Genomic DNA, 20,672 nt, shown 5'->3' with positions numbered 1-20,672 from the left:
GAGGGCGGCGTGCGTCGGCGGGGTCGGCGCATTGCCGTCCATATGCCGTGCCGTGCCGTGGCCTCGGGGCGGCGGGGTGGTGCGGCGGCGGTCATCAGTTCGACAGTGCCGGTACGACACGAAGGGGCGAAGCGTCCGTGCCGTCCCTGGACGGCGTGCCGCTTACAACGGCTGACGCAATGACTTTCGTTTCCGGTGGCGACTGGGGCCTTTCTCGCCGCACCGCAGGCGAGAAGGTCGCCGGCCTTTCCAGGCGCGCGGTTCCATACCGTCACCGGATGGCGGGATTCGAGGAAGGCGTAGGCGAGATCCTTCCGCCTCGAGCTTTCAGGAGGGCGTTCGAACGAGATAAACGGTGTAGTCTCGCGCAGCCCCGTTGACAAGAACATAGCCGCGAGCATTCGCGTACGCGCCCGTGCCGCCGGTGATGGCAGTTTTCCACGGCGCCGGAGTCCCTTGGCTCGTAACCGCGAGCGTATTTTGCCAGGTGACCTGCCCGTTCCCGAGGCTGTAAACACCTGAACACAGCTGAGTGTTCGGCTTCTCTGGGGTGGGATTCAAAGACCCCCCGACCTGGGTGCACCTTGTCGCGGAGAAGCCGTCCTTGTTGCCGTCGCGGACGAGTTTTTCGGTGATGAGGACCTGGTTGCCCACTCCGGTTGCGTGATCTCCGTTCTCGAGCCTCTTGCTCTGTGTCGTCTCCCCGTGCAGATGGATCACTTCATAGCTGCCCCCTCCCTCATTGCCCTGAGACTGGGAACTTGGGGACGCAGAGGCTTGGCATCCGGCAATTGACAGTCCGAGCACCGGAGCAGCGGCCATCAGGCACCACCTTGAAATGGGCACAGCCGTTTCCTCCCTGGTAGCGATTGCTTACTGCGATGCGGGCAGGTGTCACCGTATACGGCCGTGTCAACATACAAACGCAATTAGCGAGCTTGAACTCTTCGTGTCGTATTGGGTTGACGGCTCAACATCCGCTGTGGGCGGGCCTGCGCTTCAACACCGGAGCCGGTATCGGACGGAGTAACGACGCGTCATCAGTCGTGACATCAGCGTCCGCAGACAACAGCATCCGAGCACGGACGTGCGCCGTCCTCACGCCCGACCGGTACCCCGCACCGGAGGGGCCGGAGGAGCCAGAGAACGCCGGAAGAGCGGAAGGGCGCCGGTTCGGCCCCATCCGCCATCGCCGAACAGCGAACAGGCGGGCGACGCAGACACGAGCCCCCACGGACGACGTTCACGTGTCGGTGGGGGACCAAGGGGCGTCGGCCTTGGTGGGGCGGGCGTTGGCCGAGAGCCGAGGGGCGTAGACGGGGCGATCGTCACCGGGAGCAGGGCCGAGGTAGTGGTGTCCGGTCATGTGACACCAGGCGGGCAGGTCGAGCGGGGCGGCCGGGTCGGTGGCCACGACGTGGACCACGGTGCCCGGCTCAGCGCCGTCGATCTCCTTGCGCAGGCGCATCAGGAGGGCGACGCAGAGCAGGCCGGTGCCGTCGACGGTGATGTCCGGCACGGCGGGCTCGTGGCTCAGGGGGTTCATCGGCGGTAGGCGGTGACGGCGACGGCGGGCAGGAGGGCGAGAGAGAGGATGCCGCCGGTGTGGGCGAGGGCGGGGTAGCTGGTGGCGGCCACCATGATGCCGGAGGCCATGCCGCCGGTGGCGCCGGCGATCGCGATGGAGACGTCGACCATGCCCTGGGTCCTGGCACGGGTCGCGAGCGGCACGGTGTCCGTGATGATCGCGGTGCCGGCCACCAGGCCGAAGTTCCAGCCGAGGCCGAGCAGGGCCAGGGCGAGTGCGAGGAGGGCGACGGAGTCACCCGGCGCCGCAGCGGCGAGGACGCCGGCGGCCAGCAGGGTGATCCCGGAGGCAGCGGCGACCTTCATGCGGCCATGGCGGTCGACGAGCCAGCCGGTCTGAACGCCGCACCGGCCAGTCCCTGTTCCCGCCAGAACACGAAGGGGTACAGGGCGACGACCTTGACGACAGCCCCCATCCAGACCGGCGTGGACCGGGCAAGGCGCACAAGTCCGGCGGGAAGCGCGTCACCGAAGTCGATGCGCTCCACTGCCAGAGCGGGCGGGAGGGCCAGCACGACGTGGTCGGCGTGCAGGGTCTGGTCCGGGGTGTGCACGTCGAGGCCGTCCCGGCCGTCCGGGTGGATGGCGGTGACGGGCGTGTTCAGCCGCACTGTGTCGGTGGGCAGCGCAGCCGCGAGGGCGGAGGCGAGGCTCTGGGATCCGGACGCGAAACGGCGGGACGGGGCATCGATCAGGTTGCCGGCAAGTCGACGGCCGCCGGTGGCGTCCTGGAGGATGGTGTTCTCCGGCGAGATGCTGGTCGAAGGTCTTGATGCCGCTGCGTGCGGCCAGGTCGTGCACGCGCTCCTCTCCGTCCCGGAACCAGGTGGCTCCGAGGTCGAGGGCCCGGTCCGGGTTCGATGCGGAGGCCGACAGCAGGCGTCCGCCGATGCGGTCGCGGGCCTCCAGGCAGACCGTGTCGCGGCCGGCGGCGTGCGGGGCCGTGGCGGCGGCCAGCCCGGAGGCACCGGCGCCGACCACGATCACGTCATGGCTGTCCCGGTGGGACATGGATGGCTTCCTTTCTCTTCGGACCGACTGCTCACTTCGGACGACTACTAACTTCGGGCCGACTCCTCTCTCCAGGTCGACCTCGCGCATGACGAACCATCGGCAGCAGGCGCGTAGCCCGCCCGCACTGAGCGGAGCCGTCGGGGCGGCGGCCTGGAGTGGCGTTGCCGCCGGCGGTGTCCAGAAGGATGCGGAAGCGGGGAGCCCCGGAACGCAGTCGGGTCACGGCTTCGCCGGCCTGCTCCAGCGGCATCCGCTCGATCATGGGGCGCACGTTGTTGGTGACGGCGAACTCCATCGCCTCCTCGGTCTCCCGCGCGCTGCCGGTGAGGTGCCCGGTGACGGTGTGGCCGTTCATGACGAGCTGGGCCGCCGGAACGGTCAGCGATCCGGCGTCGACGCCGACGAGGGTGAGCTGTCCGTGGACGTTGAGGCCGGTGAGGAGTTCATCGACGGGGCGGTGGAGGAAGCGGTGCAGACGATGAGGTCCGCGCCGCCGAGCTCCTTCATGGCGGCTCCGGACGCCTGAGCGGTGCTGTCGATGTAGTGGTGGGCGCCGAGGTCGCGGGCGAGTTTCTCGCGGTCGCCGCCACGGGCGATCGCGATGGCCTCGTAACCGAGCTTGGCCACTGGAGGGCGAGGTGCCCCAGCCCGCCGACCCCGAACACGGCGACCCGCCCGCCCGCACGGGTGCCGGCCTTGCGTACGGCGTTGAAGGTCGTCACGCCCGCGCAGCCGAACGGGGCCGCGTCGAGAGGTCGAGTTCGTCGGGGATGCGCGCGAGCGCGTCAGCGGGCACGTTGATGCTCTGGGCCCAACCACCCGGGTAGGACAGGCCGGGCACCTTGCGTTCGGGGCAGTGGACCACGTCGCCCGCCCGGCAGAACGCGCAGTGCCCGCAACTGCCGCCGAACCACCCGACGGCCACACGATCGCCGACCGCCCAGCCTTCGACCTGGTCGCCCAGTTCGGCGATGACGCCGGCGACCTCGTGCCCGGGAATGACGGGGAAGGCGGTACCGCGACCGGTGGCTGCGGCTGTTGCGATGTCGGCGTTGCATACCCCGCTCTCCCTGACGGACACACGGACCCACGTGCCTGTCGGCGATGTCGTCCTGGCCACGGAGGGGCTCAGAGCCCCTCCGGGCTCAGTCACAACCATCGTCACTGCAGACTTCGACATGGCGCCTTTCCTATTCCGAGCACGACAGACTCATAGCTGCTGGTTATGGTTGATTGGCAGGGCCCCACCGTAGGTGCGAGGAAAGCAGGCCCGGTAGGGGACACCACTGAGTGGAGAGATAAGGCGTGGCTATAACGGATCGAGATCGCCCGAATCTCGAAGGACTCCGCTACGCGCAGGCAGTCGCCGAGACCAAATCGTTCAGCGCTGCCGCACGGGCCTACGGCGTCACCCAGCCGGCCCTCTCCAACGGCATCGCCAAACTGGAGGAGCGCCTGGGCGACAAGCTCTTCGACCGGTCGCCCCGCGGGGTGACCCAGACCGCCTTCGGTGCGCGGATCCTGCCACTGATCGAGCGCGCAGTGGTCGCGCTCGACGCAGTCGCGGTGGAGGCCAGGCGGCTGACCGAACCCGGCGAGCAGAAGATCCGCATGGGTGTCTCGCCCCTGATCAGCTCCCGCCTGGTCGCCCGCGCGTTCAGCAAGGTGTGCGACCTTCCCGTCCCCCGCGACCTCGTGCTGCGCGAGGCGAACATGCAGGACCTGCGCGAATGCCTGCGGGCAGGCGAGCTCGACATCATCCTGATCCCGGCGGTGGCCGCGATGCCCCGCTTCGAGCACCGGGTCATCGACGTCGAACCGATCGTCGTCGTCACCCCCGAGCCCACAAATAGCGCTCCTCTCGAACTCGAAGAGGCCGGCCAGGAGGCCAGGAGCAGTTCATCCTCGTTCCGGACACCTGCGGCCTGACCTCCTTCACCACACAGCTCTTCCAGGCGCACGAGACGCCCCTGCGCACCTATCCGGGGGAAGCCGCCGGCTACCAGGTCCTGGAGGACTGGACGAAGCTGGGCCCGGGCTCGGCGATGGTCCCCCGCTCCACGCTCACCTCGGCCGACGTCCCGCACCGGCAGCTGATGGACCAGGGCCGTGAGGTACAGATCTCCTTCGAAGCGGTGTGGAGCGCCGAGTCCTCACTGGCTCCGGACCTTCTTCGACTGGCCGACAGGCTCGCCGCCGACCGCTAGCTATATGCACTGCTTATGGTCTGATTCAACGGGATCCTCTACCGGACCTCGCATGGGGTGCCTAACTTGGCAAGCACGTTGCGGCATTCACCGCTCCGCTCATTCCCTGCCGATCGAGCGAGGCATAACCATGGCATATCTTGAGATCACACTGCAGGTGGACCCGGCCAACCGAGTCGCGGCCGCGGACGTCTACACCAAGTTCAGGCAGCCGTTCCTGGACACGGTTCAGGGCGCCATCAGCAAGCAGCTTCTCGTCCGCGACGAGGACGTCCAGGTCCTCCACGGCTTCGAGACCGTGGCCGACGCGAAGGCGTACCTGGCGAGCAACCTGTTCACCCGCGATGTGGTCGGTGGTCTGTCATCCGCTGTTGAAGGCCGCGCTCGAGGTACGGGTCTACGACACCGTCTGAGCTTCTCGGAGCTTCGGGCGGCGAAGTCTCAGCCGTCCGGGGCCGCCGGGTCGCCGACCGCGGCGCTCGTAGGCATCGCTTTCGCCTCGGATTTCCCGGCGTGAACGTCGCCGCGGCCACGACATCGACATCGCGGCACACGGACTCGCATCCGACCTGGTCAACGCCCACCTCCATGTCGGAGGAGCCGTCGTCGGCCTCGCCCGGCGGCGGCCACGTGCCGGTCGAACACGGGGGCACCGCTCTCCCTGCCACGCCTGGCGAAGTGGGCCGTCCGTGCCTGCCCGGGCCGCGATCCTCCCCTCACCCCGCGAACACCGACTGGCGGATTCATGCACGAACTCAAAGCGCTGCTACGCGAGTACGACCGTGCCTGCGCCTACACCGACGACCTGTGGAGAGACCTCACTCCCGATGAGGTGACCTGGCGCCCGCACGAGAACTCCAGCGCCATCGGCTGGCATCTCGGCCACCAGGCGCACGTCGCCCACTTCATGATCCGCAATCTCACGGCGGCCGAACCCAGCCCCGACCCGGAACTGGACGGGCTCATGGACTCTGCGAATCCGGAGAAGTTCCGCGGTGCGCTGCCCACCGTCGAGCGGCTCACCGCCTTCCGCCACACCGTCGCCGAACGCGTCCACGCCCGCATCGGCGACATCGCCGCGGGCCAGGTCAGCGCCCCCTCGCAGCTGACCGTCGTCGGGACCCACCTGCTCATCGCACTGATCAACCATGAGTACCAGCACGACCAGTGGATCAGCGAGGTCCGGGCCGACAACTTCGGCCACAGCCTCCCGCCCGACCCCTCCTCGGACCGGCTCAGCCGCGTAGACGGCTACCTCGTCCTCAATCCCTACGCCTGACCACCGCAGCGGACACCCCCTTCCCGGTCCGGGTGACTCACCGAAGCAGGAGCACCACATGTCCAGCACCACTCCCGACTTCACCGGACAGAAGGTCGTCGTCATCGGCGGCACCAGCGGCATGGGATACGCGGTCGCCCGCCACATCCTCGATGCCGGCGGCAGCGCCGTCGTCACCGGCCGCACGCAGTCCGGCGCCGACGAGGCGGCGGCCGTCCTGTTCACCCACGGCAAGGCCGTGGGTCTGGCGGCCGACCTGACCGACCCGGCGGCCGTCGACCGCCTGCGCGTCCTCCTCACCGAGGAGCACGCCGACGCCACCCTCCTCGTCAACGCTGCCGGCGTCTTCGCCCCGAAGCCCTTCCTGGAGCACACGGCCGCGGACTACGACCGGTACCAGGCCATCAACCGGGCCTTCTTCTTCCTCACCCAGACCGTCGTCGCCAACATGATCGACCGCGGCGCGAAGGGAGCCATCGTCAACATCGGCTCCATGTGGGCGCATCAGGCCGTCGCCGCCACGCCCTCGTCGGCGTACTCGATGGCCAAGGCCGGCTTGCACTCCCTCACCCAGCACCTCGCGATGGAACTCGCCCCGCACGGCATCCGCGTCAACGCGGTCGCCCCCGCCGTCGTGCGCACGCCCATCTACGAGGAGTTCATCCCCAAGGCGGACCTCGACTCCGCCCTCGACGGGTTCAACACCTTCCACCCGCTCGGCCGGACCGGCACCCCCGACGACGTCGCCGCCACCGTCGCCTTCCTCCTGTCGGACCGGACCGACTGGGTCACCGGCGCCGTCTGGGACATCGACGGCGGTGTCATGGCCGGACGTAACTGAACCGTCCTCTCCCCTCCATCCACCTGACCCGAACACCGAACAGCGCCTGCGCGCCCATCACGCCCGCGCGGCCAAGGTGCTGGACGTGCAGACCGGTTCGGGGGAGGAGTTCTGAGGTGGGCCGGGCGCACCCTGAGGTGCCCCGGCCCTGCACCGCCACCGGTCAACCGGTGTGGCTGCGGCTGGTGTCCGCCCCGGCGCACAAGGCTTCGGGGGAGCCGTGGGGCCGGGGTCACCGACACCCACCACGCCCTCGGCGACCTGGACGCGCACCGGCCGCGCGCCGGCGCGTCCACAGCGTTCGGACGCGATCGAGACGCACAGCAGGCAGCGGCCCCGCCCAGCACCCCTTCGCCTTGCGAGAACCGTCCGGGGGGTCGATCGTGAGGGTGAGGCATGCCCACCGACCACATGGACCGAGCGCAGACGGCTGCGGGGCTCGGCCACCGCGGCCCGTGCAGGGAGCGGGTCCCATATGAGGCTTGTCGTCGATCTCAATCGGTGCCAGGGATTCGCGCAGTGCGTCTTTCTCGCCCCGGACGTCTTCTCCCTGCACGGGGACGAGGCGCTCCTGTTCTCCCCTCGCTTCGACGAGGTACAACGTGACCGGGTGGAGAAGGAAGTTGCCGCCTGCCCGGTGCAGGCCATACTTGTCGACTACTCCGATGAGCCGACGAAGGGTGTGGAGCCGCATGTCGGCTGACTCGGATGTCGAGGTTCTGCGGCGCCAGGGCCGCATTGTCGTCGTCGGTGCCTCGCTGGCAGTTCTGCGTGCGGCGGAGACCTTGCGCGACCAGGGTTTCACAGGATCGCTGACCATGATCGGCGACGAGCCGTACGAACCCTACGACCGGCCTCCGCTGTCCAAGCAGGCCCTGGTCGGACGTGCCCGGCCCGAGGACACCGTGCTGCCGCGGCGGCGCGACATCGACGCCGAATGGCGTCTGGGCGTCGCCGCCGAGGGCCTGGACCGGGACGCCAAGCAGGTACGCCTGGCGAACGGCGACACCGTCCCCTACGACCGCCTGCTGATCACCACCGGTACCCGAGCGCGGCCCTGGATCCACCCGGAAGAGGTCGCGCTGGACGGGGTGTTCGTACTGCGTACCCGCGACGACTTTGCACGCCTGCAACGGAAGCTGACCGGGGGAGTGTCCCGGGTGCTGGTGATCGGCGCCGGTTTCACGGGCTTCGAGGTCGCCTCGGTCTGCCGGGAGCTGGGCCTTGACGTCACGGTCGCCGAACGCGGTCCGGCACCGCTGGTGGGCGCACTCGGCGGGGTGATCGGCGAGGTCGCGGACCGGCTGCAGCGCAAGCACGGAGTCGACCTGCGCTGCGGCATCAGCGTCACTGCCCTGGAGGGCGACTACGTGGGACGACTCAGGCGCGCCCATCTGTCCGACGGTTCGGCGATCGACGTGGAGGTGGCGGTCGTCTCGCTCGGTGCCATGCGGAACACGGAATGGCTCGCCGGCTCGGGGGTGGCCGCGGGTCCCCGAAGGATCGCATGCGACGCCGGGTGCCGGGTGTTCGACGTCAACTGCATCGTCACCGACGACGTCTACGCGGCCGGAGACGTCGCACGCAGCCCCCACCCGCTGTTCGATTACCAATTCCTGGCGCTGGAGCACTGGGGCAATGAGGTCGAACAGGCCGAGATCGCCGCCCACAACATGATCTGCGCGGGTCCGCAGCGCCGTCCGCACCTGTGGCTGCCGATGTTCTGGTCCTCCCAGTTCGGCGTCAACATCAAGTCGGTGGGTGTTCCCTCGCTGGGCAACCAGCTGGTCGTCGCCCAGGGGCGCTCGCCGAGGAGCGGTTCGTCGCGGTGTACGGGTACCGCGGCCGTCATCGCCGCGGCGTCCTTCGACGGAGGCAAGTGGCTGGGGTTCTACGAGCAGCAGATCGCGGCCGGAGCGCCCTTCCCGCCGGAGTACCAGTCGGTCGGCCGCCGAACCGAGACGCTGCAGCCGGTCGACCCGGCCTTCTCCGACCCCCACCTGCCCACCCATGGGCCAACCGTCACGCTGACGGGTCACTCACCGAGCGAGCGGGGTGTCGAGTTCGTTCCGTCGCATGCCTGATCACCGGCCCTGTGCCGCCCGGAGCCCTCAGGAGACACCATGACGCCCGACACCATCTCCGCGCAGATCACCGACTACGCCAATCGGGCGGATCCGTACCCGCTCTACGCGGAACTGCGCCAGACACCGGTCAGGCGGGAGGACGACGGCACCTTCCTGGTCAGCACCTACTACGAGGTGCGGAGCCTGGCCAACGACCCGCGGCTGAGCAACGACACGAGGAACCGTCCATCCGGCTACGCCCGCACGGCGGAAGCGGAGGACACAGGCCTGCCGCCGAGCTTCATCTTCACCGACCCACCGTTGCACGACCAGCTGCGCGACACCATCAACCGGCCGTTCGGTCCCCCGCACAGTCCCAGGTTCCTCGACGGCCTGCGCGGGGAGCTGGCCCAGGTCGTCACCGAGCTGCTCGACGCCTTCGAAGGCAAGGACCAGGTCGACATCGTCGAGGACTTCGCCTACCCCCTGCCCGTCACCGCCATCTGCAAGGTCCTCGGTGTGCCGCGCGAGGACGAACCGCGCTTCCACGGCTGGGCCGATGCCCTGGCGTCGTCACTCGATCCCGGAGCCGGCGCGGACGGCGAGGAGAAGGGACAGCGGGCACGCCAGGAGCTGGGCGCCTACCTGTCCGACCTGATCGAGACCAAACGCCGCCACCCCGGCCCCGGGATTCTCAGCGCGCTCGTCCCCGACATGACACCGGCAGACCTGGAGGCCACCGCGGTGCTGCTCCTGGTCGCCGGCCACGAGACCACCGTCAACGCGATCACCAATACGACCCTCACTCTGCTGCGCCACCCCGACGTCCTCCAGCGGTTCCAGAGGGAGCCGGAGCTGGGCGTCCCGCTCATCGAGGAAGTGCTGCGGTACGAGCCCCCGGTCCAGTTCGTCCCGTGGACCACCGCCCTGGCCGACATCGAGGTCGCCGGCACCACGATCCCCAAGGGCTCGCCGGTCTGGCTCATGCTGGCCGCGGCCAACCGCGACCCCAGACGCTTCAAGGACCCTGACCGGTTCGATCCCGACCGCAAGGACAACGAGCACCTGGGTTTCTACACCGGCATCCACTACTGCTTCGGCGCCCCGCTCGCCCGCATAGAACTACATCTGGCGGTGCCCGAGCTGTTCCGTCGGGTCAAGTTCTCCGGGCTGCTCCAGGACCCGCCGCCGTACCGTGCGAACGCCGTTCTACGCGGCCCGCGCCACCTTCCCGTGGCGATCGAAGGCCTCACCGCCTGAGCGCCGGGGTGCTGCGGGTGCGGCTCGCGATGCGGGCTCTCCGGTCATGGTGGAGGGGATGCCCGCGAGGGTTGCGAAGCCAGCGGCAAGACCGGTCAGGAATCGAGAAGCCCCGGCTGCCAAGCAGCCCCTAGCGTGGTGGCCATGGCAACCACCGCATCCAACACGTCCATCGCATCCGTCACCCTCGAGGTGACCGACATCGAGGCCGCCCGCCGCTTCTACACCGCCTTCGGAGTGGATACGTACATCCGCCTGCGGGCGTCCGAGGCACACTCCACCGGATTTCGTGGCTTCACCCTCGCGCTCACGGTGTCCCGGCCTGCCACCGTCGACGGCTTCGTCGGCACCGCCGTGGACGCCGGCGCCACGGTGCTGAAGCCCGCCGCGAAGTCGCTCTGGGGCTACGGCGGCGTCGTCCAGGCCCCGGACGGGACGATCTGGAAGGTGGCGACCTCGACCAAGAAGGACACCAGCCCGGCCACCCGCGAGATCGACGAGATGGTCCTCCTGCTCGGCGTCGAGGACGTGAAGGCGAGCAAGCAGTTCTATGTGGACCGGGGCCTGACCGTGGCCAAGAGCTTCGGCGGCAAGTACGCCGAGTTCACCTCCGGCGAGTCCAGCCCCGTCAAGCTGGCGCTGTACAAGCGCGGCGGCCTGGCGAAGGACCTCGGCGTCCCCGCCGACGGCAGCGGCCCGCACGGCATCGTCCTCGGCAGCACCGACGGCCCCTTCACCGACCCGGACGGTTTCGCCTGGGAGGCCGCCCCGTCGCTCACCCCCGCGGCGTCCTGACGCGCGGCCTCGCACTCTCGCCCCCGACCGCCTCATCCCTGCACGAAAGGAACCCGCCATGCAGCCCACGAAGTCGTCCGCCGAGAACTCCGGTGCGTCCACCGAGCAGTACAACGGCTTCACCGCCGAGGAGCGGGCCGCGATGAAGGAGCACGCGCAGGAGCAGAAGAAGGCGGCGGCGCAGCGCGGTTCGCGGGCGGAGAAGGAAGTGGCAGCGGAGCGGGACGTGCTTGCGAAGATCGCCGAGATGCCGGAAGCGGACCGGGTCCTCGCCGAGCGGATCCACGACATCATCAAGACCGCGGCCCCGGACCTCGCACCCAAGCTCTGGTACGGGATGCCCGCGTACGCCAGAAACGGCAAGGTCGTCTGCCACTTCCAGAGCGCGGAGAAGTTCAAGTCGAGGTACGCCACGCTCGGCTTCAGCGACCAGGCGGCACTCGACGACGGCGCCATGTGGCCGACCGCCTACGCCCTGAAGGGGCTGACGCCGGCTGACGAGCAGCGCATCATCGCGCTCGTCAAGAAGGCAGTGGGCTGAGGCCGGCCGGGGCTGCCGCCCAGGTCAGACAGCAAGACGTCGAACGAGCTTTCTGATTCTAGGGCGATCGTGCCTGACGTGAGAGAGATCGGGATCGGTATGAGACTGGGCGCGGAAGGGGTGATCCCCGTGTCGGACCCACAGCACCCGTCCGCCGGTTCCGATGCCGTCATCGACGAGAGTCAGCTGGAAGAACTGATCATCGAGGCGCAGACGGCCCTGCCGTTCGAACTGTCCGCCCTGGCGAATCGGTGTGCCTCGGCTCTCGGCCTGGACGCCGCGTTGATCTACCTCGTTGACCTGCAACAACAGCTTCTCATCCCGCTCGAGGAGACTTTGGAGTCACTGCCGGTGGACGACTCGTTGGCCGGCTGGGCGTACCGCACCGTCTCCCCGCGGGTGGTCGATGCCGACGGCGGCGTGACGGCGCGTCCTCCTTGCCGGAGGCGCAGCCGTTGTCGCCGCGGCCGCGATCATGGTCTGGCCTGTGGGCACTGCCGCGCCCGGCGCCGGCGGCACAGGTGGAGGGGCTAGCGGATGCGCGGTTATGCCGCTGCAACAGCAGCTCGCAGTTGCGCGGGAGGAAGGCTTTTCGGTTGTCCTTGCGAAGGGCGCCTTGACAGGTCGCTCGGCGACCGGCAACGGGTCGGCATACGCCGAGATGCGCCTCACCGATGTCAGGACCCTGAACGGTCCCGAGACCCGCTCGGGAAGCACGGTGTGGGTGTCGAGCGATCGCGGTTCCGGCGGCCCGGTACGCCAAGCGGGTCCCTCTGGGCCCCCGATGGCAGTCTCTTCGGCATCGTTGCGCCCTCGTCCCCCGGCGATCCGGCAGGCCCGTACCTGCGGGTGGCCCCGGTTGTCGAGGGGCAGGTCGTCCTGAGCACGGCCGGATGCTGGCTGGAAGATGGTCTGCCCATCCGGGCGTACGACGGTCCTCTGGCGGAGATCCCCGGAAGCGACTCGTTTCGGCGTGCGGCGCAGGGGGGCTTCCAGACCGTCCCGCTCGGCGAGGTGCAGCGCCTCGCGAGCCGCTGAACGCCGCCCAGGGGCGTGGCTCTGGCCACGGCATCTCACCGGCGTGACCAGGAACGCAAGCGGGCGGCGTCCGCAGTCACTGGCAAGGTGGATCTCGCAGGTCGATCCGCCCCAGCAGCGTGCCGGTGAGCGTGGCAGGACGTCGAATCCACGCTCACCGTGCTCCAGTCGATACGGCCTTCCGCGTCGGCGTCGGCCTGGACGTTGAGGTGCGTCGGTCTTCTTGGCCATTTCCACGGCGGTAGTTCAGTTCCCGGCTTCGGAGATCTCACAGGTTGTCGCGTCGAGCGGCGAAACCGGTGCGCCAGGTCGGCCATTCGGGCTGCCAACCCCGGCTGCGAGCAAGTGTGTTGTGAGCGCCGCGCTCCCACTCCTGTCGGCCTGTCACCGGGCCGGGTGCGGGCACGCGGAGGGCTTTGACCAGGGCCGGAAGCCACTCGTGGGCGGGGGCGGGCTCGTCGTCCACGATGTTGACCGGTCCGCCCGGCCAGTCCAGCGCGGCGAGCGTCGCGCGGGCTGCGTCGGCGACGTGGACGAAGGAGCTCACCGCGTCGTTGGCCACGGTGCTGCCCAGGAACCGCGCCGACCCGTCGCCCGTCAGGGCCGCGGCAAAGGCGCCGCCCGGTGCGTACCAGGTGCCGGGCCCGTACAGCAGGCCGTAGCGCAGCACGACCGCTGTCCCCAGCTCGGCCGCCGTCTCCTCCAAGGCCCTGACGGCGTCCACCATCCGGGCTCGGGGTTGAGCGGCCGTGCTGTCGAGGGGTACCGCCTCGTTCGCCGGGCCTTCGCCCGGCGCGTACGCCCAGGAGATCGACTGCGCGACGATCCGGCCGACCCCAGCCGCCTTCGCGGCCTCCACCAGGTTCCGGGTGCCCTCACGTCGTATTCGCCCGTTGGCGGCCCCGTCCGCGCCGGAGAGGTCGGTGAGCTGGTGGACCAACACCTCCGGTGCCGCCGCACAGACCGCCTGGCGCAGGCTATCCGCGTCGAGCGCGTCCGCCTGGACCCCCGTTGCTCCGAGGTTTCGGATCCGCTCGATCCCGGCCAGGGTCCGTGAGGTCCCGGTGACCTCGTGCCCCGCCCCAACAAGCATCGGCGCGAGCAGACTGCCGACGGCGCCGGTGGCGCCAGCGACGAAGACACGCATGAGAGCTCCAGTTCCAGGGGGTTCGTCGGTGTGAGCACAGCCTAGATCGGAAGCGATCCGAGCCTCGCTGATCGGCTGCCCTGCCGACTGCTCAGTGCGCCCTCGTCAGGGTGTCTTGCCCTCGACAGACGTCTCAGGGGCTTTCCGTAGACCCAGGTGAGGCAGGAGCCGGCCCGGAACGCCAGTGAGCGACCTTCTCCCTCGGCCCCTCATCAGCGCATCAGCCGAGGTAGTCGGCGACGAGTGTGGCGAACTCGTCGGGGGTGGCGAGGCGGATGCCGAGGTCTTCGGCTTTGGCGCGCTTGGACCCGGCGTTGCCGCCGGCGACAACCAGGGTGGTCTTCTTGGACACGCTGGAGGAGGAGCGGCCACCGGCGCGTTCGATCAACTCGTTCATCTGGTTGCGGCTGAGTTGCTCCAGCGGCCCGGTCATTGCGCCGGTGACCACAACCGTCATCCCGGCGAGCGGGCCGGTGGCTGGGGCGGTGGTCGTGGCACTGCTGGTGTCTGTGTCTGTGCTGGTCTCCGACGGGGGAGTGGCGCCTGGTTCGCTCATGTTCACCCCGGCCGCAGCGAGTTTGTCGATCAGCGGGGCTAGCTCGGCGAGTTCGGCGACGATGGACGGCGCCTTCTCGGCACCGATGCCTTCGACCTGCTGGAGTGCTTCGGCGTCCGCGGCACGGATGTTGTCCATGGTGGCGAAGTGCCGGGCGATGCGTCGGGACATGGAGCGGCCCGTGCCCCGGACGCCGAGTGCGCACAGCACCCGCGACAGTGGCTGCGTCTTGGCGGCGGCCAGCGCGGCGAGCAGGTTGTCGGTGCTGGTGGCGCCCATGCGCTCCAGGGAGAGAAGCTGGTCGCGGGTGAGGGTGAACAGGTCGGCGAGATCGGTGACCAGGCCTGCCTCGACGAGCTGGATGACGCGGGTGGCGCCCAGGCCTTCGACGTCGAGCTGGTCTCGGCCCGCCGCGTAGGAGAGGGAGGCCACCAGGTGGCAGTTGCGGCCCTGCCCGCAACGCCAGCGCTCCTGGCTGGTGTCGATCATCGATCCGCAGCGCGGGCACACTTCAGGGAACTCGATCGGCTTCTCGTCCCCGGTGCGCAGATGAGCGACGGGGGCTTCGATGCGGGGGATGACGTCGCCGGCGCGGTGGACCATCACGTGGTCGCCCAGGCGCAGGTCGCGGCGGGTGATGTCGGCCGGGTTGTGCAACGTGGCATAGGTGATGGTGGAGCCGTCGATCTCGACCGGTTCCAGGACGCCGCGTGGGGCGATGATGCCGGTGCGGCCCACGTTCCACTCGACTTCCAGCAGCCGGGTGATCTTCTCGACGGCGGGCAGCTTGTAGGCGATCGCCCAGCGCGGGGCCCGCGATCCGAATCCCGCGGCCTGCTGATCGGCGGCGAGATCGGCCTTGACGACGATGCCGTCGATACCGAACGGCAGCTCGGCACGCAGCGCTGCGATCTCCTTGATACGGGTGAGTACCCCGTCGGTGGAGACGGCCGTGACGCCGGGCACCCGGGTGGTGGCGGTCGTGTTCACACCCAGCTCGGCAGCCAGGGCCATCAGCTCACTGTGCGCGAGGGTGCCCAGCCTCTCGGCCAGGACGTCGTTGGTGTCGGGCTGCGGCAGCAGGCCGTAGCCGAAGAACGTCATCCGCACCGTGTACGCACGGTCCTTGGCGCGCAGCGTGCCCGCTGCGGCGTTGCGCGGATTTGCAAACGGCTGTCCGCCGTGTGCGATGCGTACCTCGTTGGCGTGCTCGAACTGGGCCGTGCTCATAAGCACTTCGCCGCGTACTTCCACCGTGACCGGCTCGGCCAGCTCGTCCGGCAGGCCTTCGATGGTGCCCATCGCGTGTGAGACGTCCTCCCCGGCCGTCCCGTCGCCACGGGTGATCAGCCGGGTCAGCCGGCCCTGGGTGTAGCGGGCGGCGACGGCCAGCCCGTCGAGCTTCGGCTCGACGCTGAAGCGTTCGGCCTCATGGCCGATCCGGCGTGCCAGCGAGGCCGTCCAGGCGGTGAACTGCTCCGGCGAGAACACGTTGTCCAGGCTCAGCATCGCCACCGTGTGCGGCACGTCGCCCTCGGCGGCACCGTCGGCGACCTTCCCGGTCGGCGACTCGGGCAACACCTGGTCGGGATGATCGGCCTCCCACACGGCGATGCCCCGCACGAGCCGGTCGTAGGCATCGTCATCCAGGGGCGAGGTACCGCCCGCGTAATAGGCGGCCGCGGCCTGCACGGCCTCCTCGACCGCCTGCGCGTAGGCGGCGGCATCCACGATCTGTGCAACGGGTGTCGTCATGTCCGCCATCCTGCCTGCCACCACTGACAACGCCCCGGTGCGTGCGTTGCGCACGTCGGTGGTCCAAGAAAGGACGTCTCGCTCCCGGCGGCGGCCAACCGGACCGTGATCGTTCTGAGCGTCGACGGCTGTGTCGAAGTTCCCCGAGGCGCAAGGGCTCCGCTCGCAGAGCGACCCGCTGCATCCGGCAGTAATGGCGTCCGAAATAGTCTATTTTGGCACCCCTGTGTCGGGGCGCGGCCTACGCCGGGAACAGTGAACAGCCCGGGCCGTCTTCACCCGGCCCCATCCGTTCCTCTGATACGGAGGTCTCCGATGAATGCGACACTCACGCTCCCACAAGGGGAGCAACCCGACTTCGCTCTGGTGAGGTGTACTTCATCGGCAACGCCACTACATTGATCCGTTTCGCGGGGTTCACGATCCTGGCCGACCCCGCGTTCCTCCACAAGGGTGACCATCTCCACCGCGCGCACGGCATCTACGCCCGGCGCGAGATGGAGCCGGACTGTCAGGTCGCCGATCTGCCCCCGTTGGACCTGATCGTCCTGTCGCATTATCACGCCGACTACTTCGACCATGTCGCGGCTAGAGATCTGAACAAGGAGATCCCGGTCGTCAGCACGAAGCACGCGATCGAGGAGTTGCACCCGCTGGGCTTCACCAACGGCCACGCGCTCGACACCTGGGAGAGCCAGACGGTCCAAAGGGGTGGCGCTCGGCTCGTGGTAACGGCCATGCCGGCCGAGCACACCAGTGACTTCGAGATGGCGGGCATGCTCATGCCCGTCAACGGCAATCTGCTGGACTTCTACAACGGCGACCAGCGGCTGTTCCGGCTCTACATCAGCGGCGACACCATGCTGCACAACCGGCTGTACGACATTCTCCGCCACTACCCTGACATCGACTTGGGCATGTTCCACGCCGGTGGGACCACTCTGTTCCTCACCACGGTGACCATGACCGGGGCCCAAGCCGTTTGCTGTGCGGAGATCGTCAGACCGCACACCGCGATCCCGATCCACTACAACGACTTCTCGGTGTTCCACTCCGGGCTCGACGACTTCAAGAAGGCCGCCGCCGCGTCCTCGACGCCCGCCAAGTTCCACTATTTGGCGCACGGCGACCGTTACAAGTTCACAGCGACGCGGTAACCCTCGGACGCCCCCTGCACCGCGAGGGCGCCTACCGCAGCGCCGCCACCCGCGCCTTCACCCAGCTCACCTACGACCTCGTCCGCACCCGCGGCTACACACCCGCTCCATAGCCCGCCTGACCAGCCGATGCGAGCTGGAGCACGCAACGGCGGCGGGGTTCTGCGTGTGGGTCAGGGCGCAGTTGAGGATGCTCGCCGCAGTGGGGTGATCGTGCTGCCAGGCGGGCTGGTACGCGAGATTGCTCGGGAGGCCGTGCTCGCATGTCGCCGGGGAGGGCGGGCACGGAGCTGGAGTCCGGGGTCAGGAGGGACCACACCATCACCGGTCAGCGCCACCCAGTTCGGCCAGCCGTCGGCGCGGACGATGTCCGCAGGCGACCCGCGGGAGCCTGGTGGTGCCGGCGGACTCCACCACGGTTGGGGCGTGAGGGTTCCCGAGAGGCACTGGCGTGCCGTTGCTTGTGCCCGGTTATCCTGCCCCGTTCCGTACAGGCCAGGGAGGTCACCCACCATGAACAGCTCCACGTCGTCCTTTCCCGAGCGCATCGAGCTCTCGGGGGCGGGTCTCGTCCTCCGTGACTGGACAGAGGCGGACCTGGCCGTGATGCCGGAGCTGTTCGACCACCCCGACATCGCGTACTGGACTCCGATCGTCTCTCCCTTCGACGAAGCAGCCGCCCGCGCGCGGCTGGACCGGGACCGGCAGCTACGGACGGACGGCACTGCCATCCTGCTCGCTATCACCGTCGACGGAGGCACACCGCTCGGCGAGGTGATGCTGCGGCGCGCCCCCGAAGGCACGGAGCTCGGCTACGCCGTCGGTCCGGCGCATCGCGGGAAGGGGCTGGCGGCACGGGCGGTACGTGTGATGACTGCGTACGCCTTCGAGCAGCTGGGAGCGGGACAGGTGATTCTGGAGCTGGAGGCCGAGAACGCCGCCAGCGTCGCCGTGGCCACCAAGGCGGGCTTCCGACTGCTCGACGTACCGCTGATCACAGGTGAGGAGAAGGGGCGGCCCTACGCCCTGCAGACGTGGGGTCTGAACCGCCCCTGACCCGTGGCCCGTTGGTCGTAGCGGTTGCCGAGGGCTGTCTTTGTCCCTGGCAGCTCCTATGCCATGCAGTCGTTGCGGCTACCTTTCGCCACCGCGTATGGTGACCGCACTGTGTTCAGGCTGCGCCCCTGTCAGGCGCAATCGCACGCATGCCGACACTTGACCGGTAGTTACCACCTCGCCCCGCGCAGCCCTCCTCCACCGACCGGGTCTTCCGGTCACCCGTCGGCATCGCCACAGGAGCGGTACTGCTTGCCGTCGTCCTGCGGCTCGGCATCGACGCGCTGGTCAGCACCCAGGGCGGCATGCCCTGGGAGGCGCTGGCGGGGATGCTGCTGGTGATTCCGCTGCTCATCGCCTTCACCTTGCGGCCCGCCGTCTTCGCCAACGACCACCGGTTGCGCATCCGCAACCCGTTCCGCACCATCACACTGCCCTTGGGCGCTGTCTCCGGTCTGCGTGCCGGTCACTCGAGTGAGGTCTTCGATCAGATCGGCAGCAAATACCAGTCGTGGGCCATCCCGGTCTCCTCGCGTGGCCTCAGGCAAGCCGGCCGCGAGCGGGTCAGGCTGGCGGAGTCCTCGCTGATTCCGGGTGGTTCCGTGCCGGACCGCCGCGGCCTCTTCGACGCCGGACGGCCCGACCGACCGAACGCCGAGGCAGAAGGTCTGCGGTCGAGGTGCGACAGGACCAATGGACAGCCTGCGTGCGCTCCAGGAGGCAGGGGCCATGCCCAAGGAGGGCCAGGGGCAGCCCGAGGTGCGCTGGGCGTACGAGATCCTCCACCGGCGGCAGCCGGCCTGGTGCTGATGCTGGTGCTGCTCGCCGTGGGCTGACCGCACGCGAAGTCATGCGGTCCAGACGATCAACCGGACTCGGGTTCATGCCACCGGGGATTGAGCGTACCGGTCAGAAGTACCGTCCCGAAGGGTCACTCGAGTGCGGCGCGCGTCGCCAAGACAAACGAGTCGGCTGCCCTGCTCGCGCGACCACGCTGCACGTCACTCCTGCTCCGAGTTGGACAGAGCCTCGGCGATCAAGCGTGTGGCGAAGTCATGGTCGCCGGAAATCCGGTTGATGTGCTCCGCGAGCAGGACGGCCGTGGCTTCCAGAGGATTCATTTCGGCCTCGGTCCAACGTCCGTACTGAGCGCGCCACAAATTGGGGCTCAAGCCGGTGGCTGCGGCGATGAGCAGGCCGGCCATGGTGGGGACGACCTCGGGACGGAAGGTCTTCGGCATCATGCGCATCGTGGTCACAAGGGCGGGCACCACGTACTCGATGACGTCCTTGTCGTGTTCCTCGCAGGCCGTCCGTAGCCACTTCATGAACATGTAAATGAGCGTGCACGCGCCGTCCAACAGCGCATCGACTCCCGTAGGGCCCAAGGATGCTGCGAACTGGGCGACCATCTGCTGCTGTTCGGGGTCGGTCCCGGTCTTGCTGTCGTAGACGGCTTTCAGCCGAGAGTCGATCATCATGAGCGCTGCGCCTACATCACCGACGGGGGCGTACTCGGGGTCACAGGGCGACGACACAGGACTCCTCCTCATATGACCGCGGCGGGCAGCGCGGCATGTCCGTACCGTAGACCGTTGATCGGACCGAGGTCTGGCGAATCCCGAGGGTGCGTCTTTCGGTGGTAGTGACCCCCTCAACCTTCCCTATGTCGCTGACCGGGACAGGGCGAGCTCTTCGTATGGCTCTCCCGCCCAGGGGCGTCGGGTGCGGCTTTCCACCTTCTGCCGCTTGTGGCTTCCATCAAGTGGCGACGACTTCCTGGCAACCACCGGCGGCCACATGGACGCCTTCGGCGCCCCTGACCAACTGGCCCGCTTCGGCGGCGTCGGACCACCCCGAGAGAATCTGACAAGGTCAGCGACGACCTTCGTCGCCCCCATCGGTACATCCGGCGCCTCTCGGCCGCCGCCGCGTCATCGTCCTGTGAGTCCTCCTGCGCGGCGGTCGGCGCTTTCAACCCACGCCACCCGTGGCTTCCACGGTTTGACGACGCAACCTCGCGACACCAACGCGGCACATCAGTTGTCCGTTCGGTGGCCCTGACCAGCCATTACGGCCTCGGGAGGAATTGAGATCGGGGCATGCTCGCCTGGTGGTTCGGCTGGTGGGTGATCAGCAGGCGGCCTGTCGGAGGAGCACGATCTCGGTGCTGTGCCGGCGGCGGGTCGTCCTGCGGGCCGCGCGGTCGGAGACTAGTCCGGCGATCGCCAGGTGGGTGTCGGCGTAGCTCTCGCGGCGTCCGGTGTAGCGCTGCAGGGGGCGCCACTGCTTGAACTCGGCGTTGGTGTGCTGCACGACGATCCGGCGGGAGGACTGGCGGCTCCTGGCCTCGCGCCAGGCTCGCTTGTCGCC

Annotated in this window: 23 protein-coding genes and 5 pseudogenes; 14 read left to right on the top strand and 14 right to left on the bottom strand. The window is 68.8% G+C overall.

Going from position 1 to position 20,672, the window contains the following annotated elements; all coding sequences use genetic code 11:
- Positions 1 to 327 precede the first annotated feature (327 nt).
- From ACFYX0_RS39665 to ACFYX0_RS39630, 8 genes and pseudogenes are all read right to left on the bottom strand, one after another.
- Positions 328 to 720: a hypothetical protein gene (locus tag ACFYX0_RS39665; protein ID WP_355920105.1), complete on the bottom strand. Its 393-nt coding sequence runs from the start codon at positions 718 to 720 to the stop codon at positions 328 to 330.
- 523 nt (positions 721 to 1,243) lie between these two features.
- Complete coding sequence (locus tag ACFYX0_RS39660; RefSeq protein WP_388978619.1) at positions 1,244 to 1,546, bottom strand: sulfurtransferase TusA family protein; 303 nt, start codon at positions 1,544 to 1,546, stop codon at positions 1,244 to 1,246.
- Positions 1,543 to 1,923 (bottom strand): annotated as a pseudogene (locus ACFYX0_RS39655) (MFS transporter); the annotation flags it as partial. The gene ACFYX0_RS39660 and the pseudogene ACFYX0_RS39655, both read right to left, overlap by 4 nt.
- Positions 1,890 to 2,213 carry an FAD-dependent oxidoreductase gene (locus ACFYX0_RS39650; protein ID WP_388978648.1) on the bottom strand — a complete coding sequence of 108 codons (324 nt, stop codon included), beginning with the start codon at positions 2,211 to 2,213 and terminating at the stop codon, positions 1,890 to 1,892. The pseudogene ACFYX0_RS39655 and the gene ACFYX0_RS39650, both read right to left, overlap by 34 nt.
- A 187-nt stretch (positions 2,214 to 2,400) precedes the next feature.
- Positions 2,401 to 2,598: pseudogene (locus ACFYX0_RS39645) on the bottom strand (NAD(P)-binding protein); the annotation flags it as partial.
- 31 nt (positions 2,599 to 2,629) lie between these two features.
- On the bottom strand, positions 2,630 to 2,956 hold the full coding sequence (locus tag ACFYX0_RS39640) for a hypothetical protein (protein WP_388978616.1): 327 nt from the start codon (positions 2,954 to 2,956) through the stop codon (positions 2,630 to 2,632).
- A 23-nt stretch (positions 2,957 to 2,979) separates the two neighbouring features.
- The gene (locus ACFYX0_RS39635) at positions 2,980 to 3,228 is read right to left on the bottom strand and encodes a hypothetical protein (protein WP_388978613.1); all 249 of its coding nucleotides are present in this window, start codon (positions 3,226 to 3,228) and stop codon (positions 2,980 to 2,982) included.
- 91 nt (positions 3,229 to 3,319) lie between these two features.
- The gene (locus tag ACFYX0_RS39630) at positions 3,320 to 3,682 is read right to left on the bottom strand and encodes an alcohol dehydrogenase catalytic domain-containing protein (RefSeq protein WP_388978611.1); all 363 of its coding nucleotides are present in this window, start codon (positions 3,680 to 3,682) and stop codon (positions 3,320 to 3,322) included.
- 224 nt (positions 3,683 to 3,906) lie between these two features.
- On the opposite strand from ACFYX0_RS39630, the gene ACFYX0_RS39625 reads away from it, so the two are divergent.
- The 11 genes and pseudogenes from ACFYX0_RS39625 to ACFYX0_RS39575 all read left to right on the top strand — a co-directional run bounded on the left by ACFYX0_RS39625 (position 3,907) and on the right by ACFYX0_RS39575 (position 12,124).
- Complete coding sequence (locus tag ACFYX0_RS39625) at positions 3,907 to 4,530, top strand: LysR family transcriptional regulator (protein WP_388978608.1); 624 nt, start codon at positions 3,907 to 3,909, stop codon at positions 4,528 to 4,530.
- Between the two features lie 116 nt (positions 4,531 to 4,646).
- Positions 4,647 to 4,808 carry a hypothetical protein gene (locus tag ACFYX0_RS39620; RefSeq protein WP_388978606.1) on the top strand — a complete coding sequence of 54 codons (162 nt, stop codon included), beginning with the start codon at positions 4,647 to 4,649 and terminating at the stop codon, positions 4,806 to 4,808.
- A gap of 130 nt (positions 4,809 to 4,938) precedes the next feature.
- Complete coding sequence (locus ACFYX0_RS39615) at positions 4,939 to 5,325, top strand: hypothetical protein (protein WP_388978603.1); 387 nt, start codon at positions 4,939 to 4,941, stop codon at positions 5,323 to 5,325.
- Positions 5,326 to 5,553: 228 nt separating this feature from the next.
- Positions 5,554 to 6,087, top strand: a complete 534-nt coding sequence (locus ACFYX0_RS39610; protein WP_388978600.1) for a DinB family protein — start codon at positions 5,554 to 5,556, stop codon at positions 6,085 to 6,087.
- A 58-nt stretch (positions 6,088 to 6,145) separates the two neighbouring features.
- Entirely contained in the window at positions 6,146 to 6,928 is a 783-nt protein-coding gene (locus ACFYX0_RS39605) for an SDR family NAD(P)-dependent oxidoreductase (RefSeq protein WP_388978597.1), read from the top strand.
- 475 nt (positions 6,929 to 7,403) lie between these two features.
- Positions 7,404 to 7,631 carry a ferredoxin gene (locus ACFYX0_RS39600; protein ID WP_388978595.1) on the top strand — a complete coding sequence of 76 codons (228 nt, stop codon included), beginning with the start codon at positions 7,404 to 7,406 and terminating at the stop codon, positions 7,629 to 7,631.
- Positions 7,621 to 9,012, top strand: a pseudogene (locus ACFYX0_RS39595) (NAD(P)/FAD-dependent oxidoreductase). The gene ACFYX0_RS39600 and the pseudogene ACFYX0_RS39595 overlap by 11 nt, the downstream one beginning before the upstream one ends.
- Before the next feature lie 39 nt (positions 9,013 to 9,051).
- Positions 9,052 to 10,254 (top strand): cytochrome P450, encoded by a 1,203-nt coding sequence (locus ACFYX0_RS39590; RefSeq protein ID WP_388978592.1) that lies wholly within the window; start codon positions 9,052 to 9,054, stop codon positions 10,252 to 10,254.
- Between the two features lie 144 nt (positions 10,255 to 10,398).
- The gene (locus ACFYX0_RS39585; RefSeq protein ID WP_388978589.1) at positions 10,399 to 11,049 is read left to right on the top strand and encodes a glyoxalase; all 651 of its coding nucleotides are present in this window, start codon (positions 10,399 to 10,401) and stop codon (positions 11,047 to 11,049) included.
- A 58-nt stretch (positions 11,050 to 11,107) separates the two neighbouring features.
- Positions 11,108 to 11,590 carry an iron chaperone gene (locus ACFYX0_RS39580; RefSeq protein ID WP_388978586.1) on the top strand — a complete coding sequence of 161 codons (483 nt, stop codon included), beginning with the start codon at positions 11,108 to 11,110 and terminating at the stop codon, positions 11,588 to 11,590.
- 78 nt (positions 11,591 to 11,668) lie between these two features.
- Positions 11,669 to 12,124: a hypothetical protein gene (locus ACFYX0_RS39575; protein WP_388978583.1), complete on the top strand. Its 456-nt coding sequence runs from the start codon at positions 11,669 to 11,671 to the stop codon at positions 12,122 to 12,124.
- 611 nt (positions 12,125 to 12,735) lie between these two features.
- On the opposite strand, the pseudogene ACFYX0_RS39570 reads toward ACFYX0_RS39575, so the two are convergent.
- From ACFYX0_RS39570 to ligA, 3 genes and pseudogenes are all read right to left on the bottom strand, one after another.
- A pseudogene (locus tag ACFYX0_RS39570) lies at positions 12,736 to 12,831 on the bottom strand (IS5/IS1182 family transposase); the annotation flags it as partial.
- Positions 12,832 to 12,896: 65 nt separating this feature from the next.
- A complete protein-coding gene (locus ACFYX0_RS39565; protein WP_388978580.1) occupies positions 12,897 to 13,775 on the bottom strand; it encodes an NAD-dependent epimerase/dehydratase family protein in 879 nt (292 codons plus the stop codon).
- Positions 13,776 to 13,995: 220 nt separating this feature from the next.
- Complete coding sequence (gene ligA / locus ACFYX0_RS39560; RefSeq protein WP_388978576.1) at positions 13,996 to 16,086, bottom strand: NAD-dependent DNA ligase LigA; 2,091 nt, start codon at positions 16,084 to 16,086, stop codon at positions 13,996 to 13,998.
- Between the two features lie 371 nt (positions 16,087 to 16,457).
- On the opposite strand from ligA, the gene ACFYX0_RS39555 reads away from it, so the two are divergent.
- On the top strand, positions 16,458 to 17,243 hold the full coding sequence (locus tag ACFYX0_RS39555) for an MBL fold metallo-hydrolase (RefSeq protein WP_388978574.1): 786 nt from the start codon (positions 16,458 to 16,460) through the stop codon (positions 17,241 to 17,243).
- Between the two features lie 513 nt (positions 17,244 to 17,756).
- Positions 17,757 to 18,299, top strand: a complete 543-nt coding sequence (locus tag ACFYX0_RS39550; RefSeq protein WP_388978572.1) for a GNAT family N-acetyltransferase — start codon at positions 17,757 to 17,759, stop codon at positions 18,297 to 18,299.
- A 218-nt stretch (positions 18,300 to 18,517) separates the two neighbouring features.
- On the opposite strand, the gene ACFYX0_RS39545 is transcribed toward ACFYX0_RS39550, so the two are convergent.
- Positions 18,518 to 18,769: a hypothetical protein gene (locus tag ACFYX0_RS39545; RefSeq protein WP_388978651.1), complete on the bottom strand. Its 252-nt coding sequence runs from the start codon at positions 18,767 to 18,769 to the stop codon at positions 18,518 to 18,520.
- Between ACFYX0_RS39545 and ACFYX0_RS39540 the strand changes: the two genes are divergently transcribed.
- Complete coding sequence (locus ACFYX0_RS39540) at positions 18,665 to 19,135, top strand: PH domain-containing protein (RefSeq protein WP_388978646.1); 471 nt, start codon at positions 18,665 to 18,667, stop codon at positions 19,133 to 19,135. The genes ACFYX0_RS39545 and ACFYX0_RS39540 overlap by 105 nt on opposite strands.
- 165 nt (positions 19,136 to 19,300) lie before the next feature.
- Here the strand turns inward: ACFYX0_RS39540 and ACFYX0_RS39535 are convergent, their stop codons facing one another.
- Both ACFYX0_RS39535 and ACFYX0_RS39530 read right to left on the bottom strand, forming a co-directional pair.
- Positions 19,301 to 19,837 carry a hypothetical protein gene (locus tag ACFYX0_RS39535; RefSeq protein ID WP_355920175.1) on the bottom strand — a complete coding sequence of 179 codons (537 nt, stop codon included), beginning with the start codon at positions 19,835 to 19,837 and terminating at the stop codon, positions 19,301 to 19,303.
- A gap of 595 nt (positions 19,838 to 20,432) precedes the next feature.
- Positions 20,433 to 20,672, bottom strand: a pseudogene (locus ACFYX0_RS39530) (hypothetical protein); the annotation flags it as partial.

It is taken from the genome of Streptomyces sp. NPDC002573, assembly GCF_042889625.1.
Lineage (GTDB): Bacteria > Actinomycetota > Actinomycetes > Streptomycetales > Streptomycetaceae > Streptomyces > Streptomyces gibsoniae.
Note: the sequence above shows the minus strand (reverse complement) of the source record. Positions and strands in the feature narration are given on the sequence as shown.